This window comes from Moheibacter sediminis, from assembly GCF_900176425.1.
Classification (GTDB): domain Bacteria; phylum Bacteroidota; class Bacteroidia; order Flavobacteriales; family Weeksellaceae; genus Moheibacter; species Moheibacter sediminis.
Genome location: NZ_FWXS01000004.1, coordinates 16322 through 41674 on the forward strand (window position 1 = coordinate 16322; position 25353 = coordinate 41674).

The 25353-nt window shown below is 34.6% G+C and carries 27 protein-coding genes; 16 read left to right on the plus strand and 11 right to left on the minus strand.

Annotated features, from left to right (window positions below; all coding sequences use genetic code 11):
* The 3 genes from B8977_RS06795 to B8977_RS06805 all read right to left on the minus strand — a co-directional run bounded on the left by B8977_RS06795 (nucleotide 1) and on the right by B8977_RS06805 (nucleotide 1989).
* The gene (locus tag B8977_RS06795; RefSeq protein ID WP_084016943.1) at nucleotides 1-486 is read right to left on the minus strand and encodes an LIC11966 family surface protein; all 486 of its coding nucleotides are present in this window, start codon (nucleotides 484-486) and stop codon (nucleotides 1-3) included.
* Nucleotides 487-670: 184 nt separating this feature from the next.
* On the minus strand, nucleotides 671-1471 hold the full coding sequence (locus tag B8977_RS06800; RefSeq protein WP_084016944.1) for a tetratricopeptide repeat protein: 801 nt from the start codon (nucleotides 1469-1471) through the stop codon (nucleotides 671-673).
* Nucleotides 1468-1989, minus strand: coding sequence for a hypothetical protein (locus B8977_RS06805; protein ID WP_084016945.1), 522 nt, complete (start codon nucleotides 1987-1989; stop codon nucleotides 1468-1470). The genes B8977_RS06800 and B8977_RS06805 overlap by 4 nt, the downstream gene beginning before the upstream one ends.
* A 73-nt stretch (nucleotides 1990-2062) precedes the next feature.
* Between B8977_RS06805 and B8977_RS06810 the strand changes: the two genes are divergently transcribed.
* The 3 genes from B8977_RS06810 to B8977_RS06820 all read left to right on the plus strand — a co-directional run bounded on the left by B8977_RS06810 (nucleotide 2063) and on the right by B8977_RS06820 (nucleotide 6198).
* Nucleotides 2063-2731: an SIR2 family NAD-dependent protein deacylase gene (locus B8977_RS06810; protein WP_084016946.1), complete on the plus strand. Its 669-nt coding sequence runs from the start codon at nucleotides 2063-2065 to the stop codon at nucleotides 2729-2731.
* A 12-nt stretch (nucleotides 2732-2743) separates the two neighbouring features.
* Complete coding sequence (locus B8977_RS06815) at nucleotides 2744-3220, plus strand: hypothetical protein (protein ID WP_084016947.1); 477 nt, start codon at nucleotides 2744-2746, stop codon at nucleotides 3218-3220.
* A 110-nt stretch (nucleotides 3221-3330) separates the two neighbouring features.
* On the plus strand, nucleotides 3331-6198 hold the full coding sequence (locus B8977_RS06820) for a serine hydrolase domain-containing protein (RefSeq protein ID WP_084016948.1): 2868 nt from the start codon (nucleotides 3331-3333) through the stop codon (nucleotides 6196-6198).
* A gap of 6 nt (nucleotides 6199-6204) precedes the next feature.
* Here the strand turns inward: B8977_RS06820 and B8977_RS06825 are convergent, their stop codons facing one another.
* Together B8977_RS06825 and B8977_RS06830 are read right to left on the minus strand one after the other, a co-directional pair.
* On the minus strand, nucleotides 6205-7671 hold the full coding sequence (locus B8977_RS06825; protein WP_084016949.1) for a hypothetical protein: 1467 nt from the start codon (nucleotides 7669-7671) through the stop codon (nucleotides 6205-6207).
* A complete protein-coding gene (locus B8977_RS06830) occupies nucleotides 7671-8492 on the minus strand; it encodes a hypothetical protein (RefSeq protein ID WP_084016950.1) in 822 nt (273 codons plus the stop codon). Before B8977_RS06830 ends, B8977_RS06825 begins: the two co-directional genes overlap by 1 nt.
* Before the next feature lie 138 nt (nucleotides 8493-8630).
* Between B8977_RS06830 and B8977_RS06835 the strand changes: the two genes are divergently transcribed.
* From B8977_RS06835 to B8977_RS06855, 5 genes are all read left to right on the plus strand, one after another.
* On the plus strand, nucleotides 8631-9212 hold the full coding sequence (locus B8977_RS06835; RefSeq protein ID WP_084016951.1) for an LOG family protein: 582 nt from the start codon (nucleotides 8631-8633) through the stop codon (nucleotides 9210-9212).
* 126 nt (nucleotides 9213-9338) lie between these two features.
* Nucleotides 9339-10310: a tryptophan--tRNA ligase gene (trpS, locus tag B8977_RS06840; protein ID WP_084016952.1), complete on the plus strand. Its 972-nt coding sequence runs from the start codon at nucleotides 9339-9341 to the stop codon at nucleotides 10308-10310.
* Between the two features lie 36 nt (nucleotides 10311-10346).
* Nucleotides 10347-11750, plus strand: a complete 1404-nt coding sequence (locus B8977_RS06845; protein ID WP_159447466.1) for a helix-turn-helix domain-containing protein — start codon at nucleotides 10347-10349, stop codon at nucleotides 11748-11750.
* On the plus strand, nucleotides 11731-12816 hold the full coding sequence (locus B8977_RS06850; protein WP_084016954.1) for a tetratricopeptide repeat protein: 1086 nt from the start codon (nucleotides 11731-11733) through the stop codon (nucleotides 12814-12816). The genes B8977_RS06845 and B8977_RS06850 overlap by 20 nt, the downstream gene beginning before the upstream one ends.
* 153 nt (nucleotides 12817-12969) lie before the next feature.
* Complete coding sequence (locus tag B8977_RS06855; RefSeq protein WP_084016955.1) at nucleotides 12970-14373, plus strand: T9SS type A sorting domain-containing protein; 1404 nt, start codon at nucleotides 12970-12972, stop codon at nucleotides 14371-14373.
* A 117-nt stretch (nucleotides 14374-14490) separates the two neighbouring features.
* On the opposite strand, the gene B8977_RS06860 is transcribed toward B8977_RS06855, so the two are convergent.
* The 6 genes from B8977_RS06860 to B8977_RS15270 all read right to left on the minus strand — a co-directional run bounded on the left by B8977_RS06860 (nucleotide 14491) and on the right by B8977_RS15270 (nucleotide 17897).
* Complete coding sequence (locus B8977_RS06860; protein WP_084016956.1) at nucleotides 14491-15030, minus strand: hypothetical protein; 540 nt, start codon at nucleotides 15028-15030, stop codon at nucleotides 14491-14493.
* A 292-nt stretch (nucleotides 15031-15322) separates the two neighbouring features.
* Nucleotides 15323-15736 carry a hypothetical protein gene (locus B8977_RS06865; RefSeq protein ID WP_143736366.1) on the minus strand — a complete coding sequence of 138 codons (414 nt, stop codon included), beginning with the start codon at nucleotides 15734-15736 and terminating at the stop codon, nucleotides 15323-15325.
* 84 nt (nucleotides 15737-15820) lie between these two features.
* On the minus strand, nucleotides 15821-16342 hold the full coding sequence (locus tag B8977_RS06870) for a hypothetical protein (RefSeq protein WP_084016958.1): 522 nt from the start codon (nucleotides 16340-16342) through the stop codon (nucleotides 15821-15823).
* Nucleotides 16343-16419: 77 nt separating this feature from the next.
* Nucleotides 16420-17337, minus strand: coding sequence for a hypothetical protein (locus tag B8977_RS06875; protein WP_084016959.1), 918 nt, complete (start codon nucleotides 17335-17337; stop codon nucleotides 16420-16422).
* A 98-nt stretch (nucleotides 17338-17435) separates the two neighbouring features.
* Nucleotides 17436-17711: a hypothetical protein gene (locus tag B8977_RS06880; RefSeq protein WP_084016960.1), complete on the minus strand. Its 276-nt coding sequence runs from the start codon at nucleotides 17709-17711 to the stop codon at nucleotides 17436-17438.
* A gap of 51 nt (nucleotides 17712-17762) precedes the next feature.
* Complete coding sequence (locus tag B8977_RS15270; RefSeq protein WP_262494078.1) at nucleotides 17763-17897, minus strand: hypothetical protein; 135 nt, start codon at nucleotides 17895-17897, stop codon at nucleotides 17763-17765.
* Nucleotides 17898-18104: 207 nt separating this feature from the next.
* On the opposite strand from B8977_RS15270, the gene B8977_RS06885 reads away from it, so the two are divergent.
* The 8 genes from B8977_RS06885 to B8977_RS06920 all read left to right on the plus strand — a co-directional run bounded on the left by B8977_RS06885 (nucleotide 18105) and on the right by B8977_RS06920 (nucleotide 25353).
* Entirely contained in the window at nucleotides 18105-18434 is a 330-nt protein-coding gene (locus tag B8977_RS06885) for a HesB/IscA family protein (RefSeq protein WP_084016961.1), read from the plus strand.
* A gap of 20 nt (nucleotides 18435-18454) precedes the next feature.
* The gene (locus tag B8977_RS06890; protein ID WP_143736368.1) at nucleotides 18455-19297 is read left to right on the plus strand and encodes a hypothetical protein; all 843 of its coding nucleotides are present in this window, start codon (nucleotides 18455-18457) and stop codon (nucleotides 19295-19297) included.
* A 1-nt stretch (nucleotide 19298) separates the two neighbouring features.
* Entirely contained in the window at nucleotides 19299-20756 is a 1458-nt protein-coding gene (sufB, locus tag B8977_RS06895) for a Fe-S cluster assembly protein SufB (protein WP_084016963.1), read from the plus strand.
* 35 nt (nucleotides 20757-20791) lie between these two features.
* The gene (locus tag B8977_RS06900) at nucleotides 20792-21193 is read left to right on the plus strand and encodes a four helix bundle protein (RefSeq protein ID WP_084016964.1); all 402 of its coding nucleotides are present in this window, start codon (nucleotides 20792-20794) and stop codon (nucleotides 21191-21193) included.
* A gap of 30 nt (nucleotides 21194-21223) precedes the next feature.
* On the plus strand, nucleotides 21224-21979 hold the full coding sequence (gene sufC, locus B8977_RS06905) for a Fe-S cluster assembly ATPase SufC (RefSeq protein WP_084016965.1): 756 nt from the start codon (nucleotides 21224-21226) through the stop codon (nucleotides 21977-21979).
* Between the two features lie 102 nt (nucleotides 21980-22081).
* Nucleotides 22082-23401 (plus strand): Fe-S cluster assembly protein SufD, encoded by a 1320-nt coding sequence (gene sufD / locus B8977_RS06910; protein ID WP_084017197.1) that lies wholly within the window; start codon nucleotides 22082-22084, stop codon nucleotides 23399-23401.
* A gap of 44 nt (nucleotides 23402-23445) precedes the next feature.
* Nucleotides 23446-24111, plus strand: coding sequence for a hypothetical protein (locus B8977_RS06915; protein ID WP_084016966.1), 666 nt, complete (start codon nucleotides 23446-23448; stop codon nucleotides 24109-24111).
* 18 nt (nucleotides 24112-24129) lie between these two features.
* Nucleotides 24130-25353, plus strand: coding sequence for an aminotransferase class V-fold PLP-dependent enzyme (locus B8977_RS06920; RefSeq protein WP_084016967.1), 1224 nt, complete (start codon nucleotides 24130-24132; stop codon nucleotides 25351-25353).

Sequence of the window (25353 nt, forward strand, 5' to 3'; positions counted from 1 at the left end):
TTAATACTCAAGACGCATATTGAACTGCTCTGCAAATTTTTTCTGTTCGGCGAGTAAAGCTTCTTCCAACTCGAGGTATTTTTGGGTTTCTCTGTCCATCAATTCAAAATCCTCAGGTTTCATTTTTTCGGCTCTTTCTGGAGAATTGATATTATAAATCAAACTGTCGATGTTATTTGTTTTTCCATACAAGAAATTCAAGTGTGAAAAATATTTCATAGCAGTTTCTTTGAAAGCCGTATTTCCTTTGAAATCCTTAAGATTTCTGATTTCATCCATGGCTTCATTAATTTCTTTTACAAGTTCTATTCTGTGTTTTTTTATGTCTTCAACAGAAACTTCAGGACCGGCATAAATGGAATCTAACTTTGTAATGACTTCCAGCTGTGGCTCGATAATCGTGTCGTTATAGCTGATGGAATTATTTCCGGTGTTGCAGGAAATCAAAAAAGGAAAAACAATCAAGTATGCAAAGTATCTCATCATGTCGGATTTATTTGATTCAAATTTAAAAAATAAATATAACTATTGACTGAAAACAAAAATACCGTCACTCTCTAGAGAATGACGGTATCTTTTAACCAACCTAAACCTGAGGCAAAGATAGGGTCCGCAGTTGAATTGTGATATACCAAGATTTTGGTATTTTTGATAAAATCTGAAATTTTTATCAATTTTTGTGAATGGTTTCGAGGTAAACTTTATTGATATGTTCATTGTAAGGGTCTCGCATGATTATTCCTTTTTTATAAAAATCAATTGCTTTTTCTTTGTGTTGAAAGTATTTTTCTTGTTGGTTTAAATTTTTATAAATCTGTCCGAGATAATAATGCGTTTCTGCATTTTCGTTTTCTGTCAATTGTTTTTGAAATTCTTGCAAAGCTTTTTCGTAACTCTTGATTTCAAAATAGGTTACGCCCAATTGGTAATAATCATACAAACCGATCGTGTGGGTTTCATCGGCTAATTGTTTTTCAAAAATTTCGATTGCTTTTTCTTTTTGATCTAATTGACTGTAACAGATTGCTTTGACGATGTTCAAATGATAATCCCCGTTATTGGTCATGCCTAAATCGTAATCACGGATTTTGTCCAAAGAATCTATGTCTGCAATTGCGCCAATGTTGTCACCAAAAAATTTAGCTTTTACACTTCCTCTAAAACCTAAATAATTTTCAGCATCATATTTTACCGCTTTGTCGATGTTGATTTTCCAGTTTACAAAATCTCCCGATTTTAAATAAGGTATAGATTTCTCATGGTGGGCTTTTGCGTAGTCTGGATGTTTTTCTAAAATTTTATCAAGACCTTCCATCCATTCTTTTTGAAACTGATAATAACCTTTGGCCGACAAATCCTCATACATTATACAAGCTTCATATTTTTGATTATCACCCATCATCTTAAAATAATTGCAGTTTTCCTGAGCAAAAATTGTAAAAGGAATTAAGAATAAGATTAGGTTTTTCATGGTAGGATTTTTACGATTTGACCATTTTCGATTTTAAAAATCAGATATTGGTAGTAATCAATTGGTTGATTTTCATTTTCTCTAAAATATTTTAATTTCCAACCATTCAAACTTTTTATGATTGATAGAAGTTGATCGGTAATGGATTTGTCAAATTCTTTTTCTTGATAGTTTTCATCTGATCCTATAATTCTAAATCGGTCAGTTTCACCTTTGCAATTTACAATGAAACGAATTCTGATTGAACCTGATTCCTTTTTTGCAGACTTTGGATTATATTTTTCTGAGAATATATTATCAATTTTGATTTTTTCTTCTTCGAATTCCAATCCGTCACCCCAATTGAAATATTGAAATACATTTTCAGGATAGCACAGCTTAAAATCAGGATTATCAAGTTTTGAATCAAATTCTATATCGCCAATATGACGATTAGGATATTCATTTTTGAATGAATTAGATTCTTGCGCGCAGGAAATTTGAAATAGTATTATAAAAATAAGAACGCTATATTTCATAAGGTTAAGTTTCTTCAAATTTAAATTTTTATCCAATATTTAAATCATTATTTTAGTTGAATTAATTTAAAAAATGAAAAAGATAGTTGTTTTGACAGGAGCTGGAATTAGTGCAGAAAGTGGAATTTCAACCTTTCGTGATGCTAACGGTTTATGGGAAAATCATGACATCATGGAAGTTGCTTCGCTGGAAGGGTGGCGCAAAAACCCGGAATTGGTTTTAAATTTTTACAACCAGCGCAGAAAACAACTCAAAGAAGTAAAACCGAATTCAGCCCATTATTTTCTGAAAGATTTAGAAAAAAAATACAAAGTTGTAATTATTACCCAAAATGTTGACAATCTGCATGAAATGGCGGGTTCATCCAATGTCCTTCACTTACATGGAGAATTGTTAAGAGCAAGAAGCGTGGAAAATGAAAATTTAGCTGTTGATTGGACAGAAGATATACATCTCGGTGATTTAGCGGAAGACGGCGCACAATTGCGTCCGCATATCGTTTGGTTTGGTGAAATGGTTCCGATGATGGAACGCGCAATTGATGAAGTTTCAGATGCAGACATAATGTTGGTAATTGGGACTTCGCTGCAGGTTTATCCGGCGGCTTCGCTTATTGATTATATGGAACGTGGAAAACCGATTTATGTAATCGATCCGAATTCCGTTTCAGTTCCCAATAATCCAAACATAAAAGTGATCCAAAAGAAAGCAACCGAAGGCATTTTGGAATTGAATTTATAATTTAAATTGAACATGAAAACTCTAAGTTTAATTCTGTTTATTGCGGGTAATTTAATAGTTAATGCACAATTCATCGGTGTCGGAACCAAATTCGATAAAAAATTTATGTTTCAGGCAACTGCCAATATTCCCATTAAATTTGATTCAAATTATAAATTTGATTTGGCTTTCGGCGTGGATTATACAACTTCCAACGATCAAGCTCCTTCCGGATTGCAGCCTCAAGTGACTGGAATCATGTATCTGGTTGACGATAAAAATAAATCATATCTCATCTACGGTGGATTGACAGCGGGATATCTGTTTGATTTCAACAAGGAATTTGACAGTCAGATTCGCCTTACACCGCATATTTATTTCGAGCTATCGAGTTTATTTTACGCCAAAGCAGGGGTAGATTATGCAATGGCTGTAAATAAGGTTTATCCTTTTGTTTCCATTGGCATTGGAGGTGGCCATATGTTCAGGCATTTCACTATGTCATGGTAGATTTGGCTTAAATTTAATTTTAAGCCAAATTCAAATTCATTTTCAATTCTAAATAAATTTCACGTTTTTTGGAAAGAAATTTGTTCTGATTTCAAACTAAATAAAATTTAATGAAGAAGTTTTTTGCAGTTTTTACCTTTCTGTTTTTGATTCAATCTATAAATGCACAGCAGGATTCCCCGTTTTATGTTGATTCTTTGCAGATGAAATGGGTCAATGATAAATACAATGCCATGACTTTGGAAGAAAAAGTAGGGCAGTTATTCATCGTCGCGGCTTATTCCAACAAAGATGCAGCACATGAATTAGAAATTGAAAATCTCGTAAAAACCGAAGCCATTGGCGGTTTGATTTTTATGCAGGACGATGCTTTGAAACAAGTTGATTTGACCAACCGATACAACAAAGTTGCTAAAATTCCTTTGCTAATTGGAATGGATGCCGAATGGGGACTGGCAATGCGATTGAAAGATGTTACCCGTTATCCCTGGGCAATGGGAATCGGTGCCATTCAGGACAATAATTTGGTAAAAGAAATGGGCGTTGCCATCGGTGAGCAATCCAATCGAATGGGCGTAAACTTTAATTTTGCTCCGGTGGTCGATGTCAATACCAATCCCAAAAATCCGATTATTGGGAACCGTTCTTATGGTTCCGATGTCAGCAATGTCGCTCAGAAAGGAATTGCGTACATGAATGGAATGAAAGAAAAGAAAGTTCTTGCTTCTGCCAAGCATTTTCCCGGGCATGGCGATACGAGTACAGATTCGCATTATACAATGCCCGTTGTAGGGCACGATTTGCAAAGGTTAAATTCAGTAGAATTGGCACCGTTCAAGCAATTAATTGATGCAGGAGTTGCTTCGATTATGGTGGCGCATTTGAGCGTTCCGACTTTAGAGCCCGACCCGAAAATTCCTTCTTCTTTGTCTAAAAAAATCATTACGGATTTACTTAAAAATCAAATGAACTTTAAAGGTTTAATCATCACCGATGCTTTGAATATGGATGGTGTTGCCAAAGCGTATCCGGCGGGAGAAGTAGATGCGCTGGCATTTGAAGCGGGAAATGATATTTTACTTTTTTCCCAAGCGGTAAAAACCGGAAAAGAAAAAATAATTGCCAAAATTAATTCAGGAGAAATCACGGAAGAACGCTTGGCAGAAAGCGTTAAAAAAATACTGATGGCGAAATATTATGTTGGCTTAAACATATATAAACCATTGGATAATAAAAATTTAATTCAGGATTTAAACCATGTGAAATACAAAGAATTGATTGCTAAATTGTATGAAAATGCAGCAACGGTTCTCAAAAACGAAGAAAATTTAATTCCTATTAAAAATTTAGACAAAATCAAGGTTGCTTACGTTCCTTTGGAAGAAGCAGAATATCAGAATTTTTACGACCGTTTGCAGTTTCATGTTCCGGTAGATTTGGTCAATATCAAGTCGGCTTCTGAAGTTTCAAAATTAAAAGATTACGATTATGTAATCATCGGTTTGCATAAATCAAACGAAACGGCTTACAAAAGTTATAAAATTTCCGATGCTTCCAAATCGATTATCAAATCCGTTTCAGCACAGAATTCAACCATTTTATCCTTGTTCGGAAGTCCTTATGCTTTGATGGATTTAGATGTAAGCCAGACAAAATCCGTTTTGGTTTTTTACCAGAATTTAAATACAACACAAGACATTGCTGCAGGTGTGATTTTTGGAGCGATGAGCGCCAACGGAAAATTACCAGTCGATGTAAATGACCAATGGAAATTTGGAAATTCAGTTTCAATAAGCGGAATCCAGCGTCTAGGTTTTGCCGAACCCGAAGCGGTTGGAATGAATGCTGATGTCATTTATAAAATAGACCAAATCGCTCAAAGTGCCATTGATCAGGGAGCGACTCCGGGGTTGCAAATCGTAGCCATTCGAAAAGGAAAAGTGATTTACGACAAAGCATTTGGATACGAAAGTACCGAACGAAAAAAAAAAGTAAGCACTAAAGATATTTACGATGTCGCTTCCGTCACCAAAGTAACTGCAACTTTGCCTTTGCTGATGAAGGAAGTGAGCGATGGAGCTATGCATTTAGACCAAAATCTTTCCAGTATTTTGCCAAGAGCAAATTCTACCAACAAAGCCAATTTAAAACTGAGAGAAATTCTCGCTCATCAAGCCGGACTTCCACCGTGGATTGGGTTTTACAAGGAATCTGTCAATGTGAAAAATGCAAGATTGTACCTCGATTATTATTCGCGCAAACAAGATGAAGAACATCCGATAAAAGTGACCGATAATATCTACATCATCGGTTCCATCAAAGATACCATCATGGATGATATTTTGTATGCACCGTTGGGAGCAAAGAAGTACGAATACAGCGATTTGGGGTATTATTTGTTTCAGGATTATTTAGAAACTAAATACGAAAAAAATCTGGATTCGCTAGCGCAGGAATCTTTCTACAAACCTTTGGGGATGTACAGTACTGCTTATAATCCATTAGATAAGTTCTCTAAAGACCAAATCATTCCGACCGCAAAAGATAGAACCTACAGAAATCAATTATTGCACGGCTATGTTCAGGACGAAGGTGCAGCAATGATGGGCGGAATTGCTGGTCATGCCGGACTTTTCTCCACCGCGCAGGATTTATCCAAAATGATGCAGATGTACCTCAATGGTGGTACTTACGGCGGTGTGAAAATCCTAAATCCCGAAGCGATCAATGAATTCACAAAAGACCAATATTCCGGAAACAGGCGAGGAGCGGGGTTCGACAAACTTGCCGATAAAAATAACCACGGATTCGGGCACACCGGATTTACAGGAACGATGGTTTGGGTAGATCCAGATAAGCAGCTCGTTTATGTATTTTTGTCCAATCGTGTCAATCCTTCGGTAGATAATAATTCACTTGCCAATAAAAAATACCGCGAAAATATAAGGCAGGCTTTGTATGATGCGATTGTGAATTGAATATCATTATTCATCTAAATATTCATTGCCTTCTTTATCTAGCCAGCCTTTTTGACCGTTGGGAAGTGTGAAGCGGGCGAAATTTCTATCAAGAACTCCTAATTTTTTATACTTAATTTCTTTTATTATGGGATAATATGTAGAGAGTCCATCTTTCTCAATCCTATATGTATCTTGGTCTATCGGAATTACTTGGTCTAAATTTTTAGGTAATTCGTTGTTAATGCGAATGATATTTTCAGGTGGGTTTTCTAATAGTAAATATTCAATTGTACTCAGATCATATTTTCCATTTTTTAATTTACAATAAAGCAAAATAGGATATGATTTTTTATAATCAGCTTCTGAGTAAAGTGTCATTGTTTCCATAAAATCATCAAAGTATCTTATTGAATCATATTGAGCAGCATGATACAGTTTTCCGGTAACTTTATGTTCATAGTTATAAAATGTGGTATCTTTTGAAATCCAACGGTACTTATCAAAATCATCACCATTTGATTTCATATAAAAATCATCATTTTTTTTGATAATTTTAAATTCGACTTCTCTATCGGGAAACATATAAGATAAATCAACAAAATCAGGCCCATCTCCTCTTTTATAATTTTTTCCAAGTAAATTGATTTTTCTGACTTTGTTTTTTTGAAGAATTTGAAGGATTGGAAAATATTTTTCTACATAAAATGCCCTGACATTTTTAAGTGGAAGTTTTTGAAGGCGTGAATTATAAATATTGATTTTATTGTTTTGATAAGTTACTATAAATGGACTTTTTATACAGATTGAATCAAACGAGTCATTCAATACATTTTGTCCAAAAACATTTTTATAAATTATTTTTTTGTCCGCTAGGGTATCGGTGATGTAATTTCCAATTCCACCGTTTATGTCGATTGCTTTTAACTTTCCGATTTTACTTACTTTACTTTTATCATAAGGAGAATTATGCAAAAGTGTTAATTTGTTTTTATGCGAAATGATAAAGCTGGTAGTATAATTTTCAAAACAAAGAATTTTTTTGCCATTACCGAAATCTATGATAAAATAATAGGATTGAGATTCCGGATAAGTCCTTTTTTTGTCAAAATAGAAATCTGTTCTGCTATGGATGATAGATTCATTATTTAACGCAAAAAAGCGATGGATTTCATCATCTTCCTTTGCAGTAAACATTACATTTTTTATTTTATTGAAATCATATGAACTTATATCGGATGCATAAAAAATAGTTTCCCCTTCGGTTTCAGATTTAAGTATTTCCAGGCTTGTTTTTTCAAGCTTAAAATTTACTTTTTCAGAAATTTTGCTAGGAAAGTTGAGTTGGAGTTGATAGTATTCATTATCCTTTTTGATAATAATTCCCGTTTTTTTGGTTACGTATTCTAATTCTCCATCGGTGAATTGGAAAGTCTGCTGCCCAAGACAAAAACTGCTTAAAACTGCAAATGATATGTAAAAGATTGATTTCATTATTCAATAATTGAAGGAAGATAGATTTGAGGAAATTGTTCTCTAGTTTCACTTTTGACTTCCTTTATAAATGATAATATTTGCTCAGTTGTAAACTCATCTAGGTTGTAAGAAGTGCAATGTTCCCCTTCTTCACCAAAGCTGTTTGAGCTTTTAGGAATGATTAAATTATTTTGTTTTTCAAAATCCTTGATTGTGTTTTGAATAGCTTCGTATGAATCCCATTTGTCATCTCTAGTGCAACAAACTGAACCATAGCAGTCAGAATAGTAGAATTTTATTGCATTTGTTTCAGTTTCAGTCTTTCGGAAGGTTATATTTGTATTGTCGGGCACTATCAAGCTGTCCACTTTATAACCGGTATTGTTTCTTTTGATATGGTAAACTTTCCGCCTATGTGCATTTTTTATGTGTATGCCTGTTCTTTTTTGTTCTTCAATGATTTCTTTATGGAATTCCCAGTCTGGTGTAAATAAGAAAAATTCATTCTGCGCAGGTAAAAAAGATTTTCTGTCAAAGTATAATTCTAAAGGAATTTTTTCATCTTCGATAAAAAATCCAATCGGCATTTTTTCAGCCTTGATTGGAATATCAATCAAAAAATTATTTCCATCAGTAGCAATATTTTTTTTTCTGACTAAAATGATATTTTGAATGGTATCTTTAAATTTTATTTGAGTGATTTTCTTTTCAGAATTCTTCTTTCCAAAATCATCAGGAATCCCGATTTCTGATTTTTCTTTATAAAAAATCTGTGGAGTCTGCGCATGAATATTTTGAAGTAATAGGATTAAAAATATGAATGTAAGTAAGTTTTTCATGATGATTCATTTATTATTCAGATGCAAAAAATCATTCAATGGTTGTACGCAAGCTAAAGATTTAAAATAACTTTGGCAAAATGAATTAAAAGCGAATTTCTAACTTCGCACTTCTAATTTCTAACTTCTAATTTTAATATGAAATCCATCTGTGTATTTTGTGCCTCCAGTTTAGGAAATGATCCGATTTATTCTGAAACAGCCTTTGAGCTCGGAAAATTCCTTGCCGAAAATCAAATCGCTTTGATTTATGGCGGCGCACAAGTAGGTTTGATGGGGAAAGTAGCAGCAGGAACTCTTTCACAAAATGGAAAAGCAATCGGTATCATTCCCGAATTCCTAAAAACCAAAGAAATCGCACACGCTTCCCTCACAGAATTAATTACCGTCAAAACCATGCACGAACGAAAAGCGCTCATGCATGATAAATCCGACGCTTTCATCGCATTGCCGGGCGGATTCGGAACCATGGAAGAATTATTTGAAATCCTCACTTGGGCACAATTGAGTTTACACCAAAAACCCATCGGTATTTTAAATGTAAACGGATTTTACGACCCCTTGATTCAATTGGTTGAAACTATGATTTCGTCAGGGTTGTTAAAACAAGAATACAAAGGAATGCTGCTCATCAGCGATTCCATCGAAGATTTGATCAGCCAGATGAATTTATACGAAGTCCCTTTTGTTACGAAATGGAATGAACTAAATATTCATTAATTAATCTTTACAGATTTTATTTTTCAAAAATCTTGTCTCTCATGTCTTGCATCATGTGTCAGACAAAATTATCTTTGTCAATAATTCATTCAAAATTGATAATTCAAAATTTAAAATAATTTAAGAATGCCAAGAGTACTGACCGGAATCCAAGCAACAGGAACGCCACATTTAGGCAATATTTTAGGAGCGATTTCCCCTGCAATCGAGATGAACAATGCGTCCAGCGAACAATCATTCATTTTCATAGCAGACCTGCATTCGCTTACTCAAATCAAAGACGCAGAAACTTTAAAACAAAACACCTACGAAACAGCTGCTTGTTGGCTTGCATTGGGTTTAGATACGGAAAAAGCAGTTTTTTATCGTCAGTCTGACGTGCCGCAGGTTACGGAACTCATGTGGTATTTGTTGAATTTCTTTCCATTTCAACGATTGACTTTAGCGCATTCGTTCAAAGACAAACAAGATTACCTTTCTGATGTAAATGCAGGATTGTTTACTTATCCGATTCTAATGGCCGCTGACATTTTGTTGTATGATGCGGAAGTCGTTCCTGTAGGGAAAGACCAGTTGCAGCATTTAGAAATTTCCCGTGATGTAGCCGAAAGATTTAACCATCAGATGGGTGAAACTTTCGTTTTGCCACAAGCTAAAATCAGCGAAGAAGTGATGATCGTTCCGGGAGCGGATGGACAAAAAATGAGCAAATCCAGAAACAATTTCATCAATATTTTCCTTCCTGAAAAAGAACTGAAAAAACAAGTAATGGGAATTCAAACCGACAGTACGCCACTTGAAGATCCTAAAAATCCTGATACCGACAATGTTTTTGCATTGTATAAATTGGTTGCTTCACCAGAGCAAATCGAAGAAATGCGTCAAAATTATCTAAAAGGCGGTTATGGTTACGGTCATGCCAAAAATGCTTTGCTGGAAGTTTTGCTGGAGAAATATGGAGAAGCCAGAGCCAAATTCAATTATTACTTGGAAAACAAGGGCGAATTAGATAAATTTCTTTTGGAAGGTTCTGACAAAGCGCAACTTGTAGCTAGGGAAGTTCTGAAACGCGTCAGGGGCAAATTAGGTTTAAAGTAAATTATAAGTTTTGATGAGGGTGGGCGTCCGATGAAATTGAAAATACTAATCATATTATTTTTGTTATCGGCACTGCTTCAGGCACAATCTGTTTCCAGAAATGAAAAAATACTCCAAGAATCTTCGGAATTAATTTACGAAAATTTACAGGAAGCCCAACGTTTGTTGAGTTTTGTCAATCATTCGAACTCAGAGAAAGAGCATCGCATTTTGTCGTTATTAATTTTAGCAGATGCTTCTTATTTGAAAGGAGATTTCGTTGCAGTAATGAATTATATTTATCACGCGCAAGAATTGCTTGATGAAAAAGATTCGGATTTGAAATTTTTGGTTGAAATTTATTTGTCAAAATATTACCGCATTTTAGGATTTCAAGATTTATCAAATGATTATTTAGGAAGATTTAATCAAAAAGAAATTCTTTCCAATTATAATATTAAACCTCAAATTTTATTAGAAAAAGCAATTCGTTCAGACAATTCAAACGAAAAATTAAAACTTTTAAATTTAGGTTTCAATCAACTCGATACAACGAAAATTTTTGGAAATTCGCTCAAAAATGAATTTAGATTTCAGTTAATTGAAATTTCTCAAGATTCCTCTGAAAAATATTTAAAAGAAATTATTGATTCTAAAAGCAAAATTTTCTCAGCAAGAGCTTATTTGCAAAATGAAAATTATTTGATGAAAGCTGATTCTTTATTGAAGTTAAATCCCGACGTGATTTTACAATTGGAATTACACGAGAAATTGGCAAAATATTATTTAAAATCAAACCAAAAAGATTTATACAAACAAAATATTCTCGAAAGAAATGAGCTCGAAAACATAATTGACCAAAGCAAAATCAAAGCCCGTGATTTGGTGATTTCACATATCGAGAATCAGAGAAAAGAAGAGAAATCGGTATTTGAAAATTATCTGTTTTGGATTTTAACAGTTTTAGTTTTGCTCAGTTTGTATGGTGTTTTTTATTATCTCAAAACCAAAAGAGATTACAAACGTTTTCTTGCCATAATGCAGAAAAATCAGGAAGAACAGAGAGAAAAATTGGGTAAAACCAATTCAATCCCGGAAAAAACAGAGCAGCTTTTGCTCAAGAAATTAGAGAAATTTGAGCAATCCCAAAAATTCATTCAGCCCGATATTTCGTTGACCAACCTTGCAAAGTCACTTGATACCAATACCAAATATCTTTCCGACATCATCAATCGAAATAAAGGTTGTAATTTTAACCAATATATTAATGAACACCGTATCAATTACATCATCGAAAAAATGAAATCTGAACCTAAATACCTGAATTATAAAATGTTTTACCTGGCGCAGGAATGTGGATTTTCCTCGCAAAGCAGTTTCAGTACAGTGTTCAAATCCGTGACGGGAATTTCACCTTTGTCATTCATCAAATTTCTAAAAAATGAACGCAAAGCGGATTAAGTATTTTGTTTTTCTTTTGTTTTTCAGCTTTTTAAGTGTTCACGCGCAGGAAATTAAAACCAATGAAAAATTGCTTGAAGATGCGATGAAAAATGTATATACCAATCCTCTAAAATCCATAGAAATAGGAGAGGCATTTTTAGCGAATCCAGGCAATGAGCCTGCTATGGAATTTAGGTATTTAATGCTTTTGGCACAGGCTTACGTGATGATTCCAGATTATGAAAAATCGCTGGATTATGCCAGCCGCGCTTATAAAATCGCAGAAGAAAATAAATTGTATCCCAACCAAATCAACGCCAGTACTTTTCTCGGAAATCATTATCTCCGTTTAAAATTGAATGAAAAATCCTGGCAAGCGCTGGAACGTTCGGAAAAGATCATTCGCGAACATCCTTTACCAGATTCTTTGGACCACATCCAAGGAAATGTTTATTTGCTGAAAGGCTATTTATTTGAAAGTGATGCGGAATATACAAAAGCAATTGAAGCATTTACGAAAGCGACTTCCATCTTTAAAAAAACAAAAAATCAGGAATTAGGAAGAATCAATACTGGCGTTGCGCTTACGCACAAAGGAAGAGTACAGATTGTAGATAATCAGTTGGATTCGGCGGAATTTTCATTTCAGGAAGTAATTAAAATTTCATCGCTCAATAAACAAAACGGCGTTGATGCTTTTGCTTATCTCAGTTTGGCAGAAGTTTATTCCCGACAGGAAAAATTTGAAAAATCAAACCAAACACTTTTTCAAGCTTTAGAAATTTCAGAGAATTCTTCTCAGAAAGAATTGGAAAAAGAAATTTATAAATCGCTTGCAGATAATTTTTTCAAGATGAATAATCTGGACAATTATTCCAAATACGATTCACTTTATAAAAAAGCTTTAGATGAATTCAATCAAAGTGAAATAAATTCTGTTCAAAAACTTGCAAAATCTGTAGAAAATTCCGCTGAAGATTCCAAAAACCGGACTTGGTTGATTGTAATTTCATGCGCAATTTTACTCATTTTAGTCAGTTTTCTCTTTTTCAGGTCTTATGGATTAAAAAAGAAGATGAAATAAAATAAGGTTTTTAATATGTTGAATTTAAGTGTTTTGTAAAATAGATTTTTTTCAAAATCTTGAATTTTTTCTCCAATCTCACTTCTCAAACTTTTTTCTGCTTTGATTTTAAAGATAATTTAGGCGGCATAAACATTTAAATAAATTGATACAATGAGAAGAAACATTTACGCCTTGATTTTTACATTTGCTTCCCTTACATCATGGGCGCAAAATTATGATGGTTTGTTGTACGGAAATGTCCGTCCTTCAGATACAAATTCTACTGCTTTGTATAAAACTTTAGAAACCTGCGACCAAAATGTCCCTATTCCCGATGACTTGACAAACGGTGCTTATCTTGGTGGTAACAGCGGTAACCGTGTTGCAGTGGACGTATCTGTTGATGAAGGAACGACGATGACCATTCATGAAATCAAAGTTAGTCTGGCCAAAAATGGGGCTGTTACTTTCGCCGATTTCAAATTTCATACGGACGCAGAAGGACTCCCTGGAGAGCAGCTCTTTGAAGTGACGGACACCGACATCATTGCCGAAGATACTTTGACTTATATCAATGTTGAGTTGGGGCATTTGAGAACATTCACGATTAGACTAAATACTCCTGTTATTTTAGATGGTTCAGAATATTCAAAATATTGGATGGAAGTTGTTTCCGATGCACGTGCGTGGGGCGCAAATCCTTATGCGGAAGAGGCAATCGGTCATGGTCTTGCGATGAGTGGAACAAATTTCGAATGGTTTGAGTTAATAGGAATCGAATCTCTTTACGAACTACATGCAACTTGTGAAGACGGTAGCACAGGTGGAAACTGTTCGCAAGCAAATATATCTAACGGTTTTGAAGACGGTTACAGCTTTGCAGGAATCAATAGCTACATTATCGCAGATGATTTTATTGTTGAAGAAGGCACAACTTTCAATGCACAAAAAGTAAAGTTAAATGTTCTTACGACATTGGAAAGCATTGGAAACGTTACACTGAATATCCGCTCAGACAATGCAGGAATCCCTGGAGATGTTATCCATACCGTAGCTGACATTGTGCCTGCATCAGAAGTTGAGGTAGGAATCGCTTTTGAAATGTTTACTGTATTTGAAGTGACTTTAGATTTGCCTTCTCCCATCGTATTAAATGCAGGAACTTATTGGTTGCAGCCTTTGAGTGATGTGAACTCATCTGATTGGGAAGTAACTTCAGAAGGAACGATTGGCGGAAGCGCTCGCATTTCAGACAATGGAGGAGCATGGCAGGCGATCGGATATGATACGGTATTTGAAATCTCCGGTGAGTGTGGCTCATTAGGGATTGATGACATTGCTAAATCTGATTTCAATTATTATCCAAACCCGGTTAAAAATACGTTGACTATCAACGCTGAGAAAAACATTAAATCTGTAGAGATTTACAACATGGCTGGACAAACAGTCCTTAACCAGAAATTAAATTCAAACAATTCAACATTCAACATTTCTTCTCTATCTGCAGGAATCTACATCGTAAAAGCAGTTTTGGAAAACGGACAAGTTGAAACTTTTAAAGTCATCAAGAAATAATTTTCAATTTTATAATTTAATTCAAAGACCATCTCGTAAGAAATGGTCTTTTTCTATATAAAAAACTCCACAAATCCTTTAAAATCTGCGGAGTCAAAATAAAAAAAAATATGAAAATCACTGTTCCAATCCAAAATAATCTATCACTTCCTCATAACTCATCGCATAAAAATCTACACCTGCGTTTTTTCCTGAAGGTGAAGGAGGAATGATGACGTATCTGTATCTTAAACTTGAACTAAGAATTACACTTCCTGAATTATCATGCGTAAAACGGGTAATGAAAATTCTATTAGGTGCAGGTATGAAACTGATTGTGTTGGCGATGCCTCCTGCATGGCTGGTATAGGGAAGGGGTACAACCGGGCCATAATTCATATAAACCAAAATTGTACTGTTGCTCAGGTAAGTAGCAGATAGTTCCGGAGCCGCCAGCTTTACATAATTGATGTTAGAAGCATCAATTATTGTGTCCCTTCGCTCACTGCCAAATAACCAGTCACTAACTATTACATTCGCATTTCCGTCTTCACCATCCTCTCCCGCAGGACCTTGTTCGCCTTGGGGTCCTTCTTTGGGGCTGTCATCTTCTTGGCAAGAAGTAAGACTCAAACACAAAATCACCAATAAAAACTGAAATAAATGAACTGCTTTCATATTGTTTTAAATTAAAATTAAATTCAAAACTAAAAACGATTCATACCATTAGCATTTAGCATTTTGTCAATTGTGATTCTCGGTTTACTAAGTGTGAAATATAAAAGATATTCCTGTCTAAACTTTCAAAATAAATAAACTTCACATCATGCTCTTTCAGTTTGGAGCGATAGATTTTTCGAAACTCCAGTATCATTACTTACCATATGGTGGCTTATTTTTCGATTTCATTTCTCCACAAACTTTTAAGCACTTCACGCTTAGATTCATTCATCAAAATCTCTTCCTGCAGTCAAATCTGCAAATTATCTCTATTGCTTACAGGTATTTCTTGTTTTTTATTGGAACGTGCTAAGTAATCAGAAAATTCATCGAAATCATACCAATTTTTATTATAAAGTCGTTGAAGGGTGTAAACAGCCAATTCACCCTCAGAAGCCATGAAAAACGGACAAGTATGTACAATCGTAGTGTCAGTTTTGTCCAATCTGCTCAGCAGGTAATAGGATAAATTGTATTTCTGAACCTCAAATAAAGCTTTCCACTCCTTCGAATTATCCATCACACAACCCTCATTCCCAAACTTTCCATTTTTAGAATATTGACCTCCCGTCAAACAGCCATCTTTATTTACCACCACATTCCATAAACTATCAATGTTTGATGTTGTATTTTCAACCGTATTCATGTGCTTAGTTGTTTCCATCTGCTCATTTTTATGACAGCTCAGAAGAAAAATAATTAATAAAACAGAAACAATTCTTGTCATTATATCATTGATTATTTATCATTAAACTTTCTCAAAATAAATAAACTTCACATCACACTCCTTCAGAATCACGTAATAATTCTCCGCATTCCCATAATTCTGAAAGATGATTTGATTGTCCCTCAAACCAGCCATTATTTCAGTCGGAATCGGCAGATTTTCTTCAGGCATATTTCCCTCAGGGTCTATGAAACCCTTACTTTCGTTCCATTCTATATTTTTGAAAGTGAGGTAATACTGCTCATTATCTTCCTTCGAAATTTCGGCATCGCCATTTACATTACGTGCACGTGTTTTCAACTCATATTTCAAAATTCCTTTTACAGAAAAGATATTAAGACTCATTTTACAATCTGCGACATCATTTTCAAAACTATATTCTCCCTCGATTTCAAACGGTAAATCAAATTTTTCTTTAGGATTAGGTTCATTATGGATTTCATGGACAGTATCAGAAACAAAATTCGGCTCAACAGCATCTTCCACATTTTCTTTGCAAGAAAAGACAGTCAGTACAATCAAAACCCGGAATGTATTTTTCATATAAATTAAATTTTCACCCAAAACTGAACACCGCTGTAAGTAGTGGTAATATCCAATTAATTCAATCACTAATGTATTTAACCGGGAAAAGGCATAGGTTCATCAGGCAGATGATCTCCCAAATAATAATCATCTATGACAAATAACTTCCCCTCCCATTTTGCTTCCTTGAAAGTCAGATTATCTTCAGAAATAGAATAAACAATCGTTTTCAACTCCTCATTATATCGGATTCCGTTCTGTTTCAGAAAGCCAAAGCTTTGATGATTTTGGATGGTCTTATTGCTTACCAAACGTAGATATTTCCGGCTTTCCGCAAATTTCTTTTCATTATTGTGCTCTATCAAATTCCCTTTAAATCCCTCAACTGCAGCCCATTCTTTTTTTTCGGTTTTTACTACCAACGCACGTTGGCCGTCATCGCCCATGTCTTCTATGATCAAAACATGATTTTTATCTATTTGATGAATTTTGATTACAGCCGCATTCGATGTCAAACCCTCACTTGTAAAAATAATTTTATTGCTGTCAATTTCCTTTACAAAATATTTTCCTTTACCATTTAACTTGTAGTAGTAAACACACAATTCATTTTTGCTCAACAAAAAAGGCTGTATGTAAATCGAAACAAAATTCGACAACTTATAATCATACATTCCATAGAATGAAATCTTAAAATCCTCATTGTTTTCCGTAGATTGCACCATCTTTTCCCGCTTTACATTGCTGAATGAATAACTATAATTACTTGATTCCGCCTCTGTTTTCAAACGGTCTGTGTTCTTGCTCTCCTTATCAAGCACAAACTTTCGGAAAACCTTCTCGACATTCTCCTTCAATTCCTTGGCTTCGCTCTCATTTTTTGCATCCGTTGCACGCTGATCATAATCCATATACAACATCAGTTCTTTGCGAAAATTCTCTAGTTTATCAATTTGACCAAATGAATTAATACCCGCCAAACACAAAGCAATTAACAAAGCTGCTTTTTTCATATTAAATTAATTTTTTTAAATCTCAAAGTAGTATCAAGTATTATAGGTTTTCCAAATCCCTTACTACGAAATTGGAAAAAAAACTTATTTATAAGTATTCATTTATAGAATTCATATTCATAATGATATTCTCTTATTTTATCGTAACTCTTAGGTATAGATGATTTTAAAGAATTTTGTCCTGTAAAGTCATCCCATAATCTGTAAATTAATTTACCCAACGAATCATATTTTGTCAGACTTACAACCTTATTTTTACTATCTGATATTCTTACTTCTTTCACATTATTTCGTAGGATAATACTATCAAAATTATCTTGACCAAATGCTGAATAAAATGAAATGAAAAAAATAGAAGCACAAATTTTTTCCATACAAGAACCTTATACATATCTCTCAAATATAAAATATTTATCCATGTCAAATTAATCAAATTTGCCCCTCTCCTTCTTCACAATCAAAGTCTTCAGATCCCTCACCTTATCCAGTGGTATTTTATAAAGCATCACCACCAGTTCATCACCATCATTTACCCGCTGAAGCCTTTTATGTTTTTGCATTAGCGTTTTGTGTTTTTGAGATTGCATTTTATAATTTGACCTTTCAATCCTCCGATAATAATCCCAACTTCTAACCTTCAAAACCAAACATCAAGTATAAGACATCACGCATCCCGTACTTTCAATCACGCAATTGTTATAATTTATTAAAAATTAAGGAAATTCCCTTCTTCGGTCGTATCTTTGTAGTCCAAAATTCATATTAAAATGATACAAGTTTCAGATACAGCAAAAAACAAAATAGCATCATTGATGCAAGAAGATGGAACGACCATCGAAGAAAGCTTTGTGAGAGTAGGCGTAGAAAGCGGCGGATGCTCAGGACTTTCTTACAAACTGATATTCGATCAGGAGAAAAAAGAAGGAGACAAAATCTTTGAAGACAAAGGAGTAAAAATCGTAGTTGACAAAAAATCATTCCTTTATTTGGTAGGAACTACTTTGGAATATTCAGGCGGACTCAATGGAAAAGGATTTATCTTCAATAACCCAAATGCACAGCGCACCTGTGGTTGTGGAGAAAGTTTTTCACTTTAATTAAATTAGATTTCATTCAATTGAATTTATTAAAAATCATCATATTAGTTCTTTCGGTAAACCTTTTCGCACAAGGGAAAACAGATGTGAGCAAGTTCAAAACTTTTATGCCCGATGAGAATTCGGTAAAGTTTAACGAAGCTTATACACAGAACTTCTTTTTCGGAAATTTTGGAATCAAGCACCTTATCAATGCCATTCCCGTCAATGAAAAAGGAGTCAAAACCATCAAAGTTTTGTCCGGCTCAGAAACCATGATGGATTTTTCTTTTGATTCAAATGGAAATTTAACCCAAATGAAAGTCTCCAGAGCACTTTCAGGCGAAGACATAACAGTTGATTATGTGTACAAAGAAAATTTAATTTCAGAAGAAATTTTTACAACTTCTGAAGGAAAGAAAACCAATAAATTCTATTATTCAGGAGGAAAGATGAACGTCGAAACAAGTAAAGGAATGTTAGACGTTTACACACTTCGAGATAAAATTTTATACAAAACAAGTTACCTCGATGGAAAATTGGTTTTTAAAGACCGGATCGAAGGCAAATGCAGAATCACGCAATACAAACAAGACGATATAAACAAGATTTGTTTTAGTAATTTCAATTACCAAATCCCTTTTGTTTTGGAAGAATTTACTTCCCTCGAAGACGTAAAAACAGGAAAAGTTTCTTTGAAAAAAGACAAAACTATAGAAGTTAAAAAACAATCTGACACCCAATATTCAATTTTAAGCAATCAAAAAGAAGTTTACCAATTGTATTTGGACAAAGATTTGAGAATCAGAGAATTTAAATTCTTAGGAAATAAATCAGAACATGTAAATCCCTTAGATTTTACATTTTCATATACTTATTATTAAAATGAGCAATACAAAATATACAGAAGACGATTTGAGACAGGATTTGTCGAGCCGAAAAGAATACGAGTTCGGCTTTACAACCGATGTGGAATATGAAGAATTTCCCATAGGTCTCAACGAAGACATCGTTCGCGAAATTTCTAAACGCAAAGAAGAGCCCGAGTGGATGACGGAATGGCGTTTGGAAGCTTACCGCGAATGGCTCAAAATGACTGAGCCTGAGTGGGCAAATGTTCATTATGAAAAACCAAGTTTTCAGGACATTGCTTACTATGCAGCTCCCAAAAAGAAACCGGAACTCGCAAGCTTAGACGAGGTCGATCCTGAACTTTTAAGAACTTTTGAGAAATTGGGGATTTCCATTGACGAACAAAAACGTTTGAGTGGAGTAGCCGTTGATATTGTGATTGACAGTGTTTCCGTGAAAACCACTTTCCGTGAGAAATTGGGCGAATTGGGAATTATTTTCATGTCAATCAGTGAAGCCATAAAAGAACATCCTGAATTGGTAAAAAAATACATCGGAAAAGTTGTTCCGAGAACCGATAATTTTTATGCAGCATTGAATTCTGCGGTATTTTCTGACGGTTCGTTTTGTTACATTCCCAAAGGCGTTCGTTGCCCGATGGAACTTTCCACTTATTTTAGAATCAACCAAGCTGGAACCGGTCAGTTCGAAAGAACCTTATTGATTGCGGACGAAGGTGCTTATGTTTCTTATCTGGAAGGATGTACAGCTCCTATGCGCGACGAAAATCAATTGCACGCCGCAGTTGTGGAATTAATTGCGATGGACAATGCCGAAATTAAATATTCCACCGTTCAGAATTGGTACCCCGGAAATGAAGAAGGAAAAGGAGGTGTTTTTAACTTCGTAACAAAAAGGGGAGTAGCAGAGAAAAATGCAAAAATCTCTTGGACACAGGTTGAAACGGGTTCGGCAGTTACTTGGAAATACCCGAGCTGTATTTTGAAAGGAGACAATGCAACGGGTGAATTTTATTCAATAGCAGTAACCAATAATTACCAGCAAGCCGACACTGGAACGAAAATGGTTCATATCGGTAAAAACACAAAATCAACTATTATTTCAAAAGGAATTTCTGCAGGTAAGTCACAAAACAGTTACCGCGGATTGGTGAAAATGGGTGCCAATGCAGACGGCGCGAGAAATTTCTCTCAATGTGATTCTTTATTGATGGGGAATGAATGTGGTGCACATACTTTTCCATACATCGAAATCAAAAACAAAACAGCCAAACTCGAACACGAAGCGACGACTTCCAAAATCGGGGAAGACCAATTGTTCTATTGCAACCAAAGAGGAATCGATACAGAGAAAGCAATTGCTTTGATTGTAAACGGATTCAGCCGTGAGGTATTGGATAAATTACCGATGGAATTCGCAGTAGAAGCCAAGAAATTATTGGAAATTTCTTTGGAAGGTTCAGTAGGATAATTAAGTTTAATGTTCAAGGTTTAAAGTTTAAGGTTTTGGCGACAATAGAAAGATTTGAAGATTTAGAAATTTGGAAAGAAGCTAGAATTATTTCCAAAAAAATCTTTGCAATTTCTACTGAAACCGAATTAAAAACTGATTTTGGACTTAAAAATCAAATAAAAAATTTTTCAGGTTCTGTTATGGATAATATTGCTGAAGGGTTTGAAAGAGGCGGAAATCTTGAATTCAGACAATTTTTGTCAGTAGCTAAAGGATCTGCAGTAGAAACACGATCTCAATTATATCGTTTATTTGACTCAAATTATATTGAAAATGATAAATTCGAAGAATTGAAATCTGATTTAGAAAAATTAAGTGGTAAGATTACCAATTTTATAAAATATTTAAACAATAATGATTTTAAAGGAAATAAGTTCAAGGAAGGACAACCTTAAACTTTAAACTTTAAACTTTAAACAAACTATATGTTGTCAATTAACAATTTACACGCCCAAATCGAAGACGGTTCGGAAATTTTAAAAGGAATTAATTTAGAAATAAAACCCGGAGAAGTCCATGCCATCATGGGACCGAACGGTTCAGGGAAAAGTACGCTTTCTTCTGTAATTGCCGGAAAAGAAGAATATGAAGTAACCCAAGGAAACGTCGACTTATTTGGCGAAGATTTATTGGAAATGGGAGCAGATGAACGTGCACACAAGGGTGTGTTTTTGTCGTTTCAATATCCTGTAGAAATTCCTGGTGTGACCGTTACAAATTTCATCAAAACAGCCATCAATTCAACCCGAAAAGCACAAGGATTGGAAGAAATGGGCGCGTCGGAAATGTTGAAATTAATTCGTGAAAAAGCAGAGTTATTGGGAATTCGTAAAGATTTTCTATCTCGTTCTTTGAACGAAGGATTTTCTGGAGGAGAAAAGAAAAGAAACGAAATTTTCCAGATGATGATGCTCAATCCCAAATTGGCAATTTTGGACGAAACAGACTCAGGATTAGATATTGACGCTTTGAGAATCGTTGCAGACGGTGTAAATGCTTTCAAAAATGAAAATAATGCAGTTTTATTAATTACGCATTACCAACGTTTATTGGATTACATCGTTCCCGATTTTGTTCACGTTTTGTACAACGGAAAAATCATCAAATCCGGTAACAAATCATTGGCTTTGGAACTCGAAGCAAAAGGCTACGATTGGGTGATTGAAGAGGCGGCAGTTTAATTTTATTATTTTGAATGCTGCATTTTAAATTTTAAATGAATTTAGAATTAGAAAAAAGAGAAATCTAACTTCTAACTTCTAACTTCTAATTTCTAAAATATGATTGATTTAAAAGAAAATTTGGTTTCGAGACATTTGGTTTTCAACGAAAAGAATTCCAAAAATAAATTCGTAGATGAATTACGTCACGAGGCCATCGAAATATTTGACAAACAAGGTTTTCCCAATAAAAAGGACGAAGAATGGAAATACACTAATCTCGCGCCTTTGTTAAAAACCGATTATAAGTTATTTCCTGAATCCGAAGATATTTCTATTGGATATCAGGATGTTAAACAGTATTTCATTCACGACATGGATACGTACAAAATCGTATTTGTGAACGGGATTTACAGCAGTTATTTGTCGAGCACAACGCATGAAGAAGCCGATATTTGTGTGCTTTCAAGTGCGATGAGCAAAATGATGCACCAGCCTGTAGTTGAAAATTTTTACGGGAAAATTGCAGACAGAAAACAAAGTTTGGTTTCTCTCAATACCGCATTCTTCAAAGATGGGGCATACATTTATGTGCCGGACAAAGTCATTCTTTCAAAGCCGATTCAGTTGATGTTTTTCTCAACAGCAAACGAAAGCGAAGTGATGTATCATCCGCGAAATTTGGTTGTTTTGGGTAATAATTCTCAGGCACAAATTATCGAAAGACATCAGACTTTGAACGGAAAATCTAATTTGACGAATGTTGTAACTGAAATTCATGTGGGGAAAAATTCAGAATTGGACTATTACAAAGTTCAGAATGACAGCCTCGAAGCTTCTTTGATTGACAATACGTTCATTGAGCAGGAGCGCGACAGCCGTGTTGCCGTTCAGACTTTTTCTTTTGGCGGGAAAATCACAAGAAACAATTTGAATTTCAAACAAAAAGGAGAAAATTGCAATTCGATTTTGAATGGCGTAACGGTGATTTCGGGTAAACAACATGTAGATCACCATACTTTGGTAGAACATACCGAACCACATTGCGAAAGCCATGAATTGTACAAAGGAATTTATGACGAACAATCTCATGGTGTTTTCAACGGAAAAGTTTTTGTTCATCCTGAAGCTCAGAAATTAAATGCTTTTCAGCAAAATAATAATGTTTTGTTGACAAATCAGGCAACAATAGACACCAAACCACAGTTGGAAATCTTTGCAGACGATGTGAAATGTTCACACGGATGTACGGTTGGACAGTTGGACGACAGCGCATTGTTTTACATGCAGCAACGTGGAATTCCGAAAAATGAAGCCAAAGCACTTTTATTGTATGCTTTTGCAGCAGATGTTTTAGAGCACGTTCAAATTCCACAGATCAAAAAGAGAATCACAAAACTAATTGCGCAGAAGTTGGGTGTGAATATTGATTTTGATTTGTAATTATTGAAAAATAAATTCTTTATTTCTGACTATAGTTTGAAATCATGCGGTTGATAATCTTTTTATTTCTTTTTATATTAATTAGTTGTGGTAAAGAAGAGGTTAAAAAAGCTGATCATAAAGAAGAGAGTAAAACAATTCAGAAATCAGAAGTTGTTGATTCAATTTTCAATGATATATTGGTTAAATTAGATAGTATTAATCAAAATGATTCAACACAAATTTTAAAAAAGCCTAGATTAATCGGTCTCAAAATAAATCCGCCCCTTTGGGAAGTACATGAAATAATTGTCAATACAGAATCTAATTATTTAATTTTTAATCAAATAACCGATCGTTCGAGATTTGAATTGCCTGCATATTCTTATCAATTGACAGATGAAGAAAAAGAGAAATATATTGAATTGCAGAAAAAACTTCATTACAGTAAAAATTTTACAACTGAAATAAATCAGAAAGAAGTTAATGAAATTCAGAATCTCATTGATAATTTAAAAGAAGAAGACTATAAAGATAATTTGGTTGAAATGATGGATGGTTATACTTATGTTTTTACTCTGGTGGGAGAAAAATCCATAGCTCAGTTTAAGACAAACAAACCATCAGAAGTTCAGATAAGATTAATCAAATTAATTTTACTACTTTCCGGAAAATATGCGAAAGATTCTGCAACTAAGAAAAATATAGAAATATTTAATAAAGATTTATAAAAAACTAAAATTTAAAAATTGAACTTTAAACTTTCAGATATCCGCTCCCAATTCCCGATTCTTGACCGCGAAGTCAATGGCAATCCATTGATTTATATGGACAATGCCGCCACTTCCCAAAAACCGCAAATGGTTTTGGATGCGATTGAAAATTATTACGGAAAATTCAACGCAAATGTTCACCGTGGCATCCACACCATCAGTCAGGAAGCAACGATTATGATGGAAGATGCGCGTGAAAAAGTGAGAGCTTTCATCAATGCAGAACACGTACATGAAATCATTTTCACCAAAGGAACAACCGAAGGAATCAATTTAGTAGCGAACGTTTTGCGTGAAGTGATAAAACCCGGTGATGAAATCATCACAACAGAAATCGAACACCATTCCAATATCGTTCCTTGGCAGATGCTATGTGAAAGAACCGGAGCAAAATTGAAATACATTCCACTTGATAAGAACGGAAGATTACAAGTTGAAAAGTTAGATGAACTTCTAACGGAAAAAACAAAACTCGTAACTATTAACCAGATTTCAAATGCTTTGGGTGTAATTAACCCGGTTGAAGAAATTATAACCAAAGCACACCAGACAGGTGCCTGGGTGTTGATTGATGGAGCACAGTCGATTCCGCATACCAAAGTAGATATTCAGAAATTGGATGCTGATTTTTTCATCTTTTCCGGACATAAAATGTATGCGCCGACCGGAACGGGAATTTTATATGGAAAAGAAAATATTTTAAACGAATTACCGCCTTTTCACGGTGGTGGAGAAATGATTAAAGAAGTTTGGATGGATCATTCCACCTATGCAGGATTACCATTTAAATTTGAAGCTGGAACACCAAATATTGAAGGAAATATCGTTTTAGGAACCGCGATTGATTTCATGAATGAAATTGGAATTGAAAACATTCACCAACATGAAAATGAATTGGTTCAATACACAACTGAAAAACTTTCTGAATTAGAGGAAATCATCATTTACGGAAAAAATCTGCCACGTTCTGGAGCTGTTTCTTTCAATTTAAATTTGAAAGGCGTGCATCCTTCCGACGTTGGGATGATTCTCGACAAAAAAGGAATTGCGGTGCGTACCGGACACCATTGTGCACAGCCGATTATGCGCCATTTCCAGATTCCCGGAACGGTTCGTGCGTCGTTTGCGGTTTTCAATACCAAAGAAGAAGTTGACCAATTGATTGCCGGCGTGAAACAGGCAATCCGTATGCTGGCTTAA